Source organism: Microbulbifer sp. MLAF003, assembly GCF_030012965.1.
In the GTDB taxonomy this organism is placed as follows: Bacteria; Pseudomonadota; Gammaproteobacteria; order Pseudomonadales; family Cellvibrionaceae; genus Microbulbifer; species Microbulbifer variabilis.
This window is the reverse complement of record NZ_CP120232.1, coordinates 2,169,222-2,183,478: the sequence shown is the minus strand read 5'-3', so window position 1 is coordinate 2,183,478 and position 14,257 is coordinate 2,169,222. Positions and strand designations below refer to the sequence as shown.

Here is a 14,257-nt window from a genome sequence, read left to right as displayed (position 1 = left end):
ACTCAGGCCGTCGCTTCTGCTTCGAGGAAATCTTTAGCAAAGCGCTGCAAAACACCCCCAGCCTCATAAATGGAAACCTCTTCTGCGGTATCCAGGCGGCATGTAACTGGAGCCTCAACTGTCTCACCGTTGGCGCGGTGGATCAGCAAGGTCAGCGTGGCATGGGGAGTGCGCCCACCAACCACATCGAAAGTTTCAGTACCGTCGATACCCAGGGTTTCACGGGTAGTGCCCGGCTTAAACTCCAGCGGCAACACGCCCATGCCAATCAGGTTGGTGCGGTGAATACGCTCGAAGCCTTCGGCAACAATCGCCTCCACGCCGGCCAGGCGCACACCTTTCGCAGCCCAGTCACGGGAAGAGCCCTGCCCGTAATCAGCGCCTGCAATGATAATCAGCGGCTGCTTGCGATCCATATAAGTCTCGATCGCCTCCCACATACGGGTAACCTGCCCTTCCGGCTCGACACGAGCCAGAGAGCCCTGGCGAATCTCGCCCTTATCATTGCGTACCATTTCGTTGAGCAGCTTCGGGTTGGCGAAAGTTGCACGCTGGGCAGTGAGGTGGTCACCACGGTGGGTTGCGTAGGAGTTAAAGTCCTCTTCCGGCAATCCCATCTTCGCCAGGTATTCACCGGCAGCACTGCTGGCCAGAATGGCATTGGAGGGAGACAAGTGGTCGGTAGTGATATTGTCACCCAGCAACGCCAGCGGGCGCATGCCCTTCAAGCTGCGCTCGCCTGCCAGGGCACCTTCCCAATAAGGTGGACGGCGAATATAGGTGCTCGTTGGACGCCAGTCATAGAGTGCGTGACCCTGCTCTTCTGCGGCATCCCGCTCTTCAAACATGGGAATATACACATCGCGGAACTGCTGCGGTTTCACGCTCTGACGTACGATCGCATCGATCTCTTCGTCGCTGGGCCAGATGTCTTTCAGGGTAATCGGGTTGCCATCGGCATCGTATCCCAGCGCATCTTTTTCGATGTCGAAACGGATGGTACCGGCAATAGCGTAGGCAACGACCAGCGGAGGTGAAGCCAGGAAAGCCTGCTTGGCATAGGGGTGAATACGACCGTCGAAGTTGCGGTTGCCAGACAGGACTGCAGTAGCATACAGATCGCGGTCGATCACTTCCTGCTGGATTTTCGGATCCAGGGCGCCGCTCATGCCATTACAGGTGGTACAGGCGAAAGCCACTACGCCGAAGCCCATCTGCTCCAGATCCGGTAGCAGGTCGGCCTCTTCCAGATACATTTTTACCGTTTTGGAGCCCGGTGCCAGGGAGGATTTCACCCAGGGTTTGCGGGTCAGACCGAGCTTGTTGGCATTGCGGGCAATCAGGCCTGCGGCAATCATATTGCGCGGGTTACTGGTATTGGTGCAGCTGGTAATCGCGGCAATAATCACAGCACCATCGGGCATCTCACCGGCTTTCTCTTCCCAGGCTTTAGCGATACCGCGATTGGCCAGTTCCGAGGCCGGCAGCAGCGCGTGGGGGTTGGAAGGGCCAGCAAGGTTGCGACCCACTGTGTCCAGATCGAACTCCAGCACGCGCTCGTATTCGGCATCCTTCAAGGTGTCGGACCAGAGGCCCGTTTCCTTGGCAAACTTCTCTACCAGGGCTACCTGCTCATCATCGCGGCCGGTGAGCTTGAGGTAGTCGATGGTCTGCTCATCGATAGAGAACATGGCCGCAGTAGCGCCATACTCCGGAGTCATATTGGAAATAGTGGCGCGATCGCCCAGGGTCAGGTTGGAAGCCCCTTCGCCGTAGAACTCCAGGTAGGCACCAACCACGCGCTCGCGGCGCAGGAATTCAGTGAGAGCCAATACCAAATCGGTACCGGTAATACCTGGCTGCAACTTTCCGGTGAGTTCCACCCCAACAATATTCGGCAGACGCATATAAGAGGCGCGGCCGAGCATCACACTCTCAGCTTCCAGACCGCCAACGCCCACAGAAATCACACCCAGGGCATCTACCATCGGTGTGTGGCTATCAGTGCCGACACAGGTATCCGGGAAAGCTACGCCCTCGCGCACCTGCACCACCGGAGACATTTTCTCCAGATTGATCTGGTGCATGATGCCGTTACCGGGGGGAATCACATCGACGTTTTCAAATGCGGTTTTGGTCCAGTTGATAAAGTGGAAGCGATCTTCGTTGCGGCGTTCTTCTACCGCACGGTTTTTTTCAAAAGCATCCTTCTCAAATCCGGGGTGCTCTACCGCGAGGGAGTGATCCACAATCAACTGGGTGGGAACAACTGGATTTACCTTGGCGGGATCACCGCCTTTATCGGCAATGGCATCGCGCAGACCGGCGAGGTCTACCAGTGCGGTTTGACCAAGAATATCGTGGCATACAACCCGGGCTGGAAACCATGGGAAGTCCAATTCGCGCTTGCGTTCGATAATCTGTTTCAGGGAGTCGGACAGTTTTTCCGGCTCGCAGCGACGCACCAGGTTTTCCGCCAGAATACGTGAGGTATACGGCAGTTTGGCATAGGCTCCGGGCTGGATCGCGTCAACGGCGGCGCGGGTATCGAAATAATCGAGGTCGGTACCGGGCAGTGATTTGCGGTAATCAGTATTCATAGCTAGGTAAATCAGTCGAATCTTTTTTAAAATCGTGTCTCTTCTGAGAATGGCTTCAGGCCACCAATCACTGGTAACCTGAAACCTGCACACTGGGTGTGCTTCACTTCAATAATGAAATGAAAATTAACCACGCTCGGCGATTGGAGTGACTGTACGAGGCTCAACACCTACGTACTCTGCACTCGGGCGAATAATGCGATTGTCAGCGCGCTGTTCAAATACATGTGCAGCCCAGCCAGTAACGCGGGACATTACAAAAATCGGTGTGAACAACTTTGTGGGAATCCCCATAAAGTGATACGCGGAAGCGTGGAAGAAGTCTGCATTGCAGAATAATTTTTTCTCGCGCCACATCACTTCTTCACAACGGACTGATACTGGGTAAAGCACAGTATCACCCACATCTTCAGCCAGCTTTTCAGACCAGGCCTTGATGATCACATTGCGCGGATCGGACTCGCGATAAATAGCGTGCCCAAAGCCCATAATTTTTTCTTTACGCTCCAGCATTCCCAGCAGTTCTTTTTCTGCCTCATCCGGGCTGGAGAAACGCTCGATCATTTCCATCGCCGCTTCATTAGCACCACCGTGCAAGGGCCCGCGCAGGGTACCGATCGCTCCAGTAATACAGCTAAACAGGTCAGACAGAGTGGATGCACAAACACGTGCGGTAAAAGTAGATGCGTTGAACTCGTGCTCTGCATACAGGATCAGGGAAACGTTCATAACCTGCTCATGCAGCGCGTTAGGTTTTTCGCCACGCAGCATATGCAGGAAGTGACCGCCGATGCTGTCATCATCGGTTTCAGTTTCAATACGCACATTGTCGTGGGTGAAACGGTACCAATAGCAAATAATGGATGGGAAAGCGGCCAACAGGCGGTTGGCTTTCTCCAGTTGCTGCGCGAAAGACTCTTCAACTTCCAGGTTACCCAGCATGGAGCAACCGGTACGCATGACATCCATCGGGTGGGCATCAGCGGGGATGCGCTCAAGAACTTCTTTCAGCGCTTGCGGCAGGCCGCGCATGCTTTTCAACACCGCCTTGTACTCAGCAAGCTGACCGCTAGTAGGTAACTCTCCGTAGAAAATCAGGTAGGCCACTTCTTCAAACTGACAGTGCTCAGCCAGATCTTTGATATCGTAACCACGGTAAGTTAGGCCGGAACCGGATTTGCCCACTGTAGACAGTGCAGTTTTACCCGCAACCTGGCCGCGCAGACCGGCACCACCCAATGCTTTCTCTACCATCTTCTTATCTCCCCTTTTTAAATACGCAGTTTCTTTATTCGTTGAGTAAATACCACGCTGGTATCTACTCGAAACGAAAATCCGTTACTTCTTGAACAGCTCGTCGAGTTTCTGCTCAAACACGTGATAATTGAGGTAGTCGTACAGCTCCTCACGGGTTTGCATGGTATCCACAACCGCTTTTTGGTCGCCATTTTGCAGAATGCTGGTGTACACATTTTCCGCAGCACGATTCATAGCGCGGAACGCCGACAACGGATACAGTACGATATCTGCACCGGCGTCACCCAACTCTTTGGTGTTATACAGTTCGGTTTTACCAAACTCGGTAATATTTGCCAAAATCGGCACGTTCAATGCCTCTTTAAACGCTCTGTAGTGCTCTAATTCAGTGACTGCTTCAGCAAAGATACCGTCGGCACCGGCCTCAATGCATGCCTGGGCACGCTCAATGGCCGCATCCAGCCCTTCCTGAGCAAAGGCATCGGTGCGGGCCATAATAAAGAAGTTATCATCGGTACGGGCATCTACTGCAGCCTTGATACGATCCACCATTTCCTGCTTGGAAACGATTTCCTTATTTGGGCGATGGCCGCAACGCTTTTGTGCAACCTGATCTTCAATATGCACTGCACCTGCGCCTGCACGAATCATCTCTTTAATGGTGCGAGCGATATTGAAAGCACCGCCCCAACCAGTATCTATATCTACCAACAGCGGCAGGTCACTGGCAGCGGTAATACGGCGAACATCCTCGAGTACATTGTCGAGGCTCGTCATACCCAGGTCGGGCAGACCATAGGAGGCGTTGGCAACACCTGCACCGGAAAGGTAAATTGCCTTGTGGCCAATACGTTCGGCCATGATCGCGGAATACGCATTAATGGTACCGACTACCTGTAACGGTGAATTTTCTGCAAGTGCGGTGCGAAAACGCGCGCCGGCGGAAGGCTTTTTGCTCATACTCTACCTCAGTTTATTTTCAATATTCTGCCTGGAAGCGCGGATATGCCGGCGCATTAATAACTCTGCCAGCTCCCCATCCCCCGCTTCTATGGCTTCGATGATATGGCTGTGTTCGCGAAACGCACGCTGGGCCCTGGGACTAGCCATACCCAACTGGTAGCGATACATACGAACACGGTAGTAAAGACGATTGCATAGCGTGTCGATCAGTAAATCATTTTTGGACGCCTGCACTATGCGAAAATGAAAGTCGAAATCCCCTTCCGGTTGGAAATAGGCCTTGCCAGCCTGCAGCTCCTCCTGTTGCTCGTGGCCCGCAAGCATTCCGCGCAAAGCCACCAAGTCCTCGTCACTGCGCTGTTCAGCTGCCAGCCTACAGGCCATGCCCTCAAGGGCTTCACGCACCTCATAGAGCTCCAATAGGCCCCGCTCACTCAGCTCGACCACACGGGCGCCCACATTCACTCTGCGCTCCAACAAACCCAGGGACTCCAGGCGCATTAGAGCCTCGCGCAGGCTCCCCGGCTTGCATTGAAACGCCGGGCAAGCTCAGGCTCACTAATTTTGCTGCCCGCAGCGATGCGCCCCTCTACAATCTCACCGCGCAGTGTCAAAAAAAGACGCTCAGCCAGACTCTGATGGGCTTCACGTATCGGGACGTTCATACCAATAGTAGCCATTTGCCCTTAACATTGTCGACAATCTTAAAATCCCGCAGACCTTAAAACACTACGACCTGAGCGTCAACTAATGTACTTAAGACAGATTGTTGACAATTTGAAGTGAAGAATGACTTTTGCGGCAGCAGTAGTCTTGCAACACCGAAGTGGGCATAATAGCGCCCGCGCCAGATACGCCATGCTCCACTACCGGGGGCGCTCTATGCTTATCTGGGGTGGGAAAAAATCCCTAGCAAGAATTTCCAAACCCCGGTACAGCGCTCATTTAAAAAGGCTGCCAGCACCCAGGTTTCAGACAGAGTTATGCCGAAGAGTATTATCAGGCGATGGCTGCCAAGCCCCGAAGAAATCCGAGCCAAGAACGGGCTCAAGTTTCTGGGGACTCTTCTCCACGATCCCAACCTATTTCATCTGAATAGGCACTCGGTTTCAGTTGCATTCGCAGTTGGCGTATTTACCAGCTTCTTGCCCTTGCCCGGACAGATGATTATTGCCGCACTGTTAGCCCTATGGCTGCGCTGCAATTTGCCGCTATCGATAATTCTGGTGTGGATTAGCAATCCTCTCACCATGCCGGCTATCTTCTACAGCACCTATAAACTGGGTGCCTGGATTCTGGGCACCCCACCAGTGGACTTTGATATCGAGCTATCCTGGGAGTGGCTCACGGAAGAAGTAGGAAAGATTTGGATGCCGCTATTTTTCGGCTCACTATTGGCGGGTATTTTCTTTGCTACCCTGGCCTATTTTTCTATGCGCGCCCTTTGGCGCTGGCACGTGGTAAAACGCTGGAAACTGCGCCTGGAACGGCGCTCCGCTGTCAGCTAGCACCCCTACGGCAAAACTGCCTGACACTCCATAAAGCCCCTGCGCCCACACCAACAGCTACTAGCGCGGGTAGAGAGTAGTCGGTAGCGATACCCAGCCCCAGTGCAGCAAGAGCCCCAAACAGGAAAGCTATGGTTGCCGCCTTTGCACGATCTCCGCTGGCAGAAAGTGCAACGACCCAAATAACCGCAAGGGCAGAAAGGGCGGCTCCCATACTCACCAACCAGAGAGGGTGCATCTCCCACACCTCCGCATAACAGACGGAACCTTCACGCAAGCCAGGTGGACAGAAGGTTTTCACCCGCCACTCATCAAACCACAAAGTACCGAACAATACTGCTACCCACGCTGTGGCCGCCAAAGGAACAGGTAATAATTTACGCATCACTCCGGCAACGCTTCTCACACTTGGGCCCTCTACTCATTGCGTAACGCCGCGGCTGGCTGCACACGGCTAGCCTGCAACGCAGGGTAGAGAGTAGCCAGGAGACTGAGCAGGAACCCTGCACCTACGACTAACGCTACATCTGCCCAGGATAATTCCGAGGGCAGGTAGTCCACCGGATAGACATCAGACTTGAGGAACTGGATACCAAAGAGTGACTCAAGGCCCGCCACCAGGTCTGTCACTGTGAGCGAACCCAAGACCCCAAGGGCACCGCCAACTAGAGCCCCGACCAGGCCGACTAATGCGCCCTGGCTAACAAAAGTGAGCAGGATCTGGCGGGTGCTGGCACCCATGGTACGCAGAATGGCGATATCCGTGTGCTTATCTATCACCACCATTACCAGTGTGGAAACCACATTGAAGGCAGCGATGGCAATTATCAGCAAGACCAGCAGCCCCACCAGATTGCGGGACATCTGGATCGCCTGGTAAAGATTGCCATGGGTTCGACTCCAGTCCGTGCCATAGAAACCCTCCCTGGGCAGCTCCTGCAGCAGTCGGCGCATAATCCAATTGGCCTCCAGCATCTCTGTAACGCGCAACTGCACCCCTGCTCCGCCCTTACTGCCTGCCAGTGCCTTGGCCTGGTCCCAAGAGACCAGAGCCAGCGTTTGGTCAAGGGCGGTTCCAGAGTGAAACACCTCCGCAACCCTAAAACCAGCCACCCTGGCAGCACGGCGACCACCAGAGGCCGCATCGTTGTTTGGCACAATCAGGGAGAGGTAATCGCCCTTTTCCACCCCTAGCTTCTCGGCGATACCACGCCCGAGCACTACGCCGGGCTCAACAGTATTAAGCATTGCCGGAAATGCCTCGGGGCTCAGAAACTCGCTGATATTCGAAACTTCAACAATGGTTTCCGGGTTAACCCCCTGGACCAGCAGTGGTGTTACCTCGGCGCCACGCCGAGCTAGTGCGTTTACCTGCCAAACCTCAGCCGCAGACAATACCTGAGCATCGGCAGCCAGCTTTTTTCGCATCGCTGCCCAATCTACCTCGGAGCTGGCGTTGTAAATGGTTGCATGGGGCATAATGCCGAGAATTCTGTCGCGCAGCTCACGATCGAAACCGTTCATCACCGACATCACCACAATCATCAGAGCGACGCCGAGGACTAGGCCGATCATCGACAAGCCGGAAATAAAGGAAACCAGTCCGGCGGAGTCATCACTTCGCCGCTGGGCGCCGGCATAACGCAGGCCAATAAATGCGGGAAGCGGCTTAAACATGGTCACCCTGATGCCAGTCGCTGAGAAGTTCGCCATCTATCAAGTGCAAACAGCGATCCAGTGCTGCAGCAAGGTCCGGGTCATGGGTAACGATTACAAAACTGATACCCATATCCTGGTTGAGTTGATCCATCAGCCTGTGAATTTCCTGGGCTGTTGCCCTATCCAGGTTGCCAGTAGGCTCGTCCATTAACACGCAGGCTGGACGGGTAACCAGCGCACGCGCGATAGCCACACGCTGGCGCTCACCACCGGAAAGCTGCGAGGGCTTATGGCCAATTCGCTCGCCTAGACCCACTGCCTCCAACATGGCTTTTGCCTCGGCACGGGCATCCGCCACACTGTGCTTTCCAATCAGCAATGGCATAGCCACATTTTCCAGGGCGGTGAATTCATTAAGAAGATGGTGAAACTGGTAGACGAAGCCAAGACTGGTATTGCGCAGCCAGCCGCGTTCATTGGCATTCAAGTCCGCCAGATTTTGGCCCGCCACCCGCACTTCGCCAGAGCTTGGCGTATCCAGGCCGCCCAACAGATTGAGCAGAGTGGATTTACCAGACCCGGAAGCACCAACAATTGCCAGCTTTTCGCCACGCTTCACTTCCAGCTCAACACCTCGCAAGACCGCGAGATCCCTACCCCCCTGTCGGTAGCTCTTGCACAGCTTATGACAGGCCAGCACGGCATCATGGGTATCCAGTGCCGGACGAGCTTGCTCGGTATCTATTTCCACTCGGCTATTCATCAATCTATTCGTCGTCTCTCAATTCGTATAAATCATGTCAACAATCATTACTAATCAATTGATTTTTGACATTTATTCGTAGCGCAAAGCTTCTGCAGGCTCGATCTGAGCCGCGCGCCAAGCTGGAAAAAGGGTCGCCAGAAGACTCATGCAAATAGCCACGGAAAGCACAACAACGGCGTCACCAACTCGGAATTCTGATGGCAGATAACTGACAAAAAATACCCGCGGGTCAAATATTTTGGCCCCCAGCAGGTTCTCAACCCAAGTAACCATCTCGGTCAGGTTGAGTGCTATCAATATCCCCAATACCGCGCCACTAAAAGCACCTATCAGGCCGATTGCACTGCCCTGCACCACGAACACCGCCATAATCTGCCGGGATGTAAGTCCCAGGGTCCTAAGCACTGCGATATCAGAGCGCTTATCTGCCACCATCAAGACTAGGGCCGATACGATATTAAAAGCAGCGACGGCAACGATAATCATCAGCATCAATGTGACTACCGTCTTCTCCATCTTCACCGCCTGGAACAGGTTGCCCTGGGAATGGCTCCAGTCTTCACCGCTAAAACCCTCTCCCAACTCGCTGGCATACAGGGGAACCCTACCTAAAGCGTTATCCATATCATCGAAGCGCAGCTGCAGCCCCTGGACCTTGCCCGGTATGCGCATTAGACGGGCCGCATCTTCAATATTCATCAGGGCAATATTTTGATCCACCTGGGCACCAACGGAAAATACGCCAGCTACTGTAAAACGTTTAGTACGGGGAAAAATACCGGCAGGGGTTACCGAAACTTGAGGCAGAGTGAGTATCACAGACTCACCGGGCATCACATTCAACTGCTGAGCCAGGATACGGCCAAGCACAATGCGATAGCTACGCGGCTTCAACTCATCCAGGCTGCCCAAAATCATGTTCTCGCCCACTTGGGAGACATTGCGCAAGGCAGCCGGTTCCACTCCCTGAAACTGCACTCCATGACTGTCACCATAGGCGCTCAACAGAGCAAAACCCTTAACGAAGGGGCTGACCGCCTCAACGTGGGGCTGCTGCTCAATCTGCTCTGCCACCCCTTGCCAGTTCTGTAGTCCCCCTTCACGCTCAATAAAACCGTGGGGAACCACACTGAGAATCCGTGTTTTAAGCTCACGATCGAAGCCATTCATTACAGAAGTCACAACGATCAGCGCAAGAACGCCCAGCGCCATGCCCACCAAAGAGAAGCCATTGATAAAGGAAATGAACTGCTGCCGACGCCGGGCAGCCACATACCTCAGGCCGATAAATAGGGGTACAGGTTTTAACATAGAGCAGATTTAAACGGAAAAGGACTAAGAAATCCAAGCATTTACACAACATCAGCGCTTTGACTGAGTTTTTAGCGTCATCCGCAGGCGTTTGAGTTCCGCTTCACTCCAATCGGGAGGCTCCGTCAGGGCTATCCAAGCGAGGGTGTATCCAGCCGGTGAATAGCGATGCCCAAAATCCCGCGGTGTTACCCCCACATTAAAGTCCGCGATCAACTGCAGCATGGTAACTACAGGAAACCACCGAAGATCCGGGGACACATCCGGTCCTCTGGGGCGCTCCAGCCAATCAGGCCTTCGGAACATCCAGCGTAAATCAAAGAAGACTATTGGATCACTGGCGTGCTGAAGGAATGCAATGCGGAACCTACCCCAGGGTTCTTGCCCCAAGTAGCCACCGTATTGATTGCCAAAGCGCACTACCTCACCACCCTTAAACTGAGGTAACCAGGCGGGCGTGCCTGGATCACGATTATCGGTAATCATTCGCCAGACGCCCATTCCAAATGGAGGCCCTGCCCAAAGCGCACCGTCGATGGGATTGTCGATAATATCGTAGAACTCAAATGAATCCTCGGAAAGCTGTGCACCCAAACTAAGTCCAAATAGATAAAGCCTTGGGCGCGTACTGGCAGGCAAAGTCTCCCAGTAATCATAAATCACCTTAAACAGCCAGCGAGCCGACATTCGGATATATTTGTCATCCGTCAGCAATGCGATCGGACCCGGCAAGTATGAGTACTGAGCCGCTATCGTGGCCACATCACCCCGATATAGGAATTCGAGGGAATTCACCGCACCCGGATCAACCCAACCATCCCCTACCGGAGTTGCAATCAGCAAAATTTCCCTTTCAAACGCTTTGAGTCGCTTCAATTCCTCGAGCGCCAAGAGAGCGCGCTGCTTAGGAGTTTCAGCAGAGTGCAGACCCACATAAACCCTAATAGGATCTATTCCCTCTCCGGCAATCTCCTTGATTTCCTCAGCGGTAGGTCCCAGCGTCAGAAATCGGCGCCCCTGGTGTCCCATGCTGTCCCAAGACAAAAACGAATTTGCCCCACCTGTCTGGTTGGGATCTTCCGGCGGAGGCAGATCGTCGGCAATAACCTCATCTAACTGTTCATAAACAACTGAAATTGTATGCAGACCCGACTGCAGAAGTACTCCGTTTAAAATGCCCCAGTAAAGCAACAGTGCCACCAGCAGCCCAGCAAGAATTGCCACCCGCTCAGGAATCCTTTTTCCCAGCCGTGCCGATACTGCAAGAACTATCTTGTGGAAGCCTTTACCTAGCTGCCTGAAGAACACAAATATAGCGAATGCCACAACCCCAATCGTAATAAGGCCGGTACTAGATACCGCAGGCATACCCATCAATGAGCGCACAGAGTTCTGCCAGTAGGTACCCTGCCAGAGAAACCCTGAAATCAGGAAAAAACCAAAAATAATTACCCAGCGCTTCAGTATTTGCCGCTGCCGATTATTTAGTGGAATATCTGGAATATCTAAGTACTTCCAAAGTCGGCGAAAAAGTACACCAAAGGAATAGCCGACGGTAAAAGAGACTCCAGAAAGGATGCCTTGGACAATAGCACTGCGCGGAATCAGTGAAGGGGTCAGGCTCAGAGCAAAAAAAATCGCGCCCAGCAGCAGGCCAGAAACTGAAAAAGCGACTACTGTTGTTCGCATCCATGCCTGCCTGCTAGACCAAGCTTAACGTCAGCCTAGCATAGAGCCCCGCAACTTAAGGCGGGTAGATCTTTAAGCCACAAACTGCTTTTAACAAGAAAAACCCACGGACTCATGGCGTCTGGGAAATCTCACCGCACCGGATAGGATCTCAGTTTTACGCGCAGACGCTTTAATTCCTCTTCACTCCAATCCGGGGGTTCGGTCAACGCCATCCAGGCCAATATATACCCGGCAGGGGAATATCGATGTCCGAACTCCAGGGGGGCTATACCCACATTCAGGTCCGCCAACAGTTGTAACATTGTTACTATAGGGAACCATTGCAGATCCGGCGATACATCAGGCCCCCTGGGGCGCTCCAGCCAATCGGGTTTACGAAACATCCAGCGCAAGTCGAAAAAGACTATGGGATCGCTGGCATGTTGCAAAAACGCAATACGGAACCGGCCCCACGGCTCCTGCCCCAAATAACCACCATACTGATTGCCAAAACGTACTACCTCCCCCTTTAAACTGGGGTAACCATGCCGGTGTTCCAGGATCGCGATTATCGGTGATTATGCGCCAAATGCCTGTACCGAAGGGAGGGCCTGCCCAGAGAGCGCCATCCAGGGGATCATCGATAATGTCATAGAAGTCAAATGAATCTTCAGATAACTGCGCACCCAGGCTAAGACCGAATAAGTAGAGCCGAGGGCGGGTCTCTACGGGAAGGTTCTCCCAATACTCATATATCACTTTGAACAGCGCCCTGGCGGACGTCAATCCATACTGATCATCAGTAAGCAGAGCCACCGGACTGGGCAGATAGGAATACTGGGCTGCAACCGTCGCCACATCCCCCCGATATAAAAACTCCAGTGAGTTGACCGCACCTGGATCGATCCAGCCAGCCCCCGTGGGCGTAGCAATCAGGAGTATCTCCCTGTCGAAGGCCTGAAGGCGTTTCAGTTCTTCCAGGGCCAGGTATGCTCGCTGCATCGGGGTTTCGGCTGCATTCAGCCCCACAAACACACGTATTGGTTCAATGCCTCGCCCTGCTACTTCCTTGATATCCTCTTTAGTTGGGCCGAGTGAAAGGAAGCGCCGCCCCTGGTGCCCAACACTGTCCCAAGACAAAAGGGAATGTGCTCCACCAGTCTTATTTGGGTCTTTTGGTGGTGGTAAACCCTCGGCAACTGCGGTATCGACTCTCTCAGATATCAGCGCAATCGTATGTAGCCCCGCGTTAAGAAGTACGCCATTTAAAACACTCCAATATAGTATTAGGGCCACAAATAACCCCGTGAGCAAGGCCACCCGCTCAGGGATATATTTTTCCAAACGGACCGTGACTACCCGAATAATCCTACGGAACCCTTTACCCAACAACCAAAAGATTAGAAAGACCAGGAGGGCAACCACTCCTACGGTCACAGGCCCAACTCCAGATACTGGCGCCATCCCCATCAATGCACGAATTGAGTTCTGCCAATGAGTTCCCTGCCAAAGAAAACCGATGATCAGACAGATGCAAAAAACTAAAGCTCCACGTTTCAATATACGCCGCTGCCACTGATTAACCGGGATATCAGGAATCTCCAGGTAATTCCATAACCAGTGCACAAACAGACCGAAGATATAACCAAAGGTGAAAGCCGTACCAGCCAGAATGCCCTGCATAAATGCACTGCGGGGAATCAGGGAGGGCGTAAGGGACAGCGCAAAAAATATAGCGCCAATCAGCAAGCCGAAAACCGAAAATATTCTTGTAAGTCGCATCCGAGCCTGCTCGCAGGACCAAGCGTACTAGTCAGCCTAGCACACCCTATCCATCCCTTTTCTTTGGTCAAAATGCTTTTTGACAATGAAAAACGTGAAGAAAGCCAAGTGTTTTGGCATTATTTCTGTTCTAATGAGGTGGCGTAATCGAACACCAAAATTGGAGAACAATAAATGTTCAGCAGAAATCGCAACGGGGTCGCCCATATTGCTGGTACCGTCGCACTGCTTTTTGCATTCGGCGCCCAGGCAAAGCCCATCGAGATGCCAGTGGGCACTCAGGGTGGCGAATCCTCCTTCGAGGAAGTTCGCGGAATGAAGAAAAATGACGTAACCACAAGACTGGGTGAGCCCCTGAGCATCAAGGGCCCTATCGGTGAGCCAGCTATCACACGCTGGGAATACACCGATTTTTACGTTTTTTTGAGCAGGATACCGTTTTACATACGGTAGTTAAGCCCCGAGGCTAAGCTAAAGCTCCCATAAGCTACACCGGGCAGGATTCCCTGCCTGGCTCCCAACGAACCTCAAGCAGGCTCCCTCAAAATTAACCCAACTCAAAAACACAGTTAACTACAGACCTGAAAACCGGGAGAGGCCAGCGACTACTAGCTTCAATATCAGTCAGCTGGTTGGTTTACTTAAGAACATCGACACTGCCCAACACTGGCATCTCAACTGAAAAAACTGGCAGCCAATATCAACGGCTTTGCTCGCATTACCCTCTCCACTAGATTTCT

12 protein-coding genes and 1 pseudogene are annotated in these 14,257 nt (G+C 53.1%); 2 read left to right on the top strand and 11 right to left on the bottom strand.

Annotated elements, in window-relative coordinates; all coding sequences use genetic code 11:
* Positions 1-2: 2 nt before the first annotated feature.
* The 5 genes from acnD to P3339_RS10590 form a co-directional block, all read right to left on the bottom strand.
* Positions 3-2,600, bottom strand: a complete 2,598-nt coding sequence (acnD, locus tag P3339_RS10610) for a Fe/S-dependent 2-methylisocitrate dehydratase AcnD (protein ID WP_282953360.1) — start codon at positions 2,598-2,600, stop codon at positions 3-5.
* 126 nt (positions 2,601-2,726) lie between these two features.
* On the bottom strand, positions 2,727-3,854 hold the full coding sequence (prpC, locus tag P3339_RS10605) for a bifunctional 2-methylcitrate synthase/citrate synthase (protein ID WP_282953359.1): 1,128 nt from the start codon (positions 3,852-3,854) through the stop codon (positions 2,727-2,729).
* A gap of 84 nt (positions 3,855-3,938) precedes the next feature.
* Entirely contained in the window at positions 3,939-4,817 is an 879-nt protein-coding gene (gene prpB, locus P3339_RS10600; protein ID WP_282953358.1) for a methylisocitrate lyase, read from the bottom strand.
* A gap of 3 nt (positions 4,818-4,820) precedes the next feature.
* A complete protein-coding gene (locus P3339_RS10595) occupies positions 4,821-5,321 on the bottom strand; it encodes a GntR family transcriptional regulator (RefSeq protein ID WP_282953357.1) in 501 nt (166 codons plus the stop codon).
* On the bottom strand, positions 5,321-5,485 hold the full coding sequence (locus P3339_RS10590) for a GntR family transcriptional regulator (RefSeq protein ID WP_282953356.1): 165 nt from the start codon (positions 5,483-5,485) through the stop codon (positions 5,321-5,323). Before P3339_RS10590 ends, P3339_RS10595 begins: the two co-directional genes overlap by 1 nt.
* Positions 5,486-5,803: 318 nt before the next feature.
* Between P3339_RS10590 and P3339_RS10585 the strand changes: the two genes are divergently transcribed.
* Entirely contained in the window at positions 5,804-6,328 is a 525-nt protein-coding gene (locus P3339_RS10585) for a DUF2062 domain-containing protein (protein ID WP_020412976.1), read from the top strand.
* On the opposite strand, the gene P3339_RS10580 is transcribed toward P3339_RS10585, so the two are convergent.
* The 6 genes and pseudogenes from P3339_RS10580 to P3339_RS10550 all read right to left on the bottom strand — a co-directional run bounded on the left by P3339_RS10580 (position 6,321) and on the right by P3339_RS10550 (position 13,418).
* The gene (locus tag P3339_RS10580; RefSeq protein ID WP_282953355.1) at positions 6,321-6,734 is read right to left on the bottom strand and encodes a hypothetical protein; all 414 of its coding nucleotides are present in this window, start codon (positions 6,732-6,734) and stop codon (positions 6,321-6,323) included. The two genes, P3339_RS10585 and P3339_RS10580, sit on opposite strands and share 8 nt — an antisense overlap.
* Positions 6,735-6,745: 11 nt before the next feature.
* A complete protein-coding gene (locus P3339_RS10575; protein WP_020412978.1) occupies positions 6,746-8,005 on the bottom strand; it encodes a lipoprotein-releasing ABC transporter permease subunit in 1,260 nt (419 codons plus the stop codon).
* Positions 7,998-8,750 (bottom strand): lipoprotein-releasing ABC transporter ATP-binding protein LolD, encoded by a 753-nt coding sequence (lolD, locus tag P3339_RS10570; RefSeq protein ID WP_282953354.1) that lies wholly within the window; start codon positions 8,748-8,750, stop codon positions 7,998-8,000. The genes P3339_RS10575 and lolD overlap by 8 nt, the downstream gene beginning before the upstream one ends.
* A 72-nt stretch (positions 8,751-8,822) precedes the next feature.
* Positions 8,823-10,064 (bottom strand): lipoprotein-releasing ABC transporter permease subunit, encoded by a 1,242-nt coding sequence (locus P3339_RS10565; protein WP_020412980.1) that lies wholly within the window; start codon positions 10,062-10,064, stop codon positions 8,823-8,825.
* 51 nt (positions 10,065-10,115) lie between these two features.
* A complete protein-coding gene (locus tag P3339_RS10560; RefSeq protein WP_020412981.1) occupies positions 10,116-11,753 on the bottom strand; it encodes an alpha/beta hydrolase in 1,638 nt (545 codons plus the stop codon).
* Between the two features lie 131 nt (positions 11,754-11,884).
* A pseudogene (locus P3339_RS10550) lies at positions 11,885-13,418 on the bottom strand (alpha/beta hydrolase).
* Between the two features lie 273 nt (positions 13,419-13,691).
* Between P3339_RS10550 and P3339_RS10545 the strand changes: the two are divergent.
* The gene (locus P3339_RS10545) at positions 13,692-13,970 is read left to right on the top strand and encodes a hypothetical protein (protein WP_282953351.1); all 279 of its coding nucleotides are present in this window, start codon (positions 13,692-13,694) and stop codon (positions 13,968-13,970) included.
* Positions 13,971-14,257: the final 287 nt, after the last annotated feature.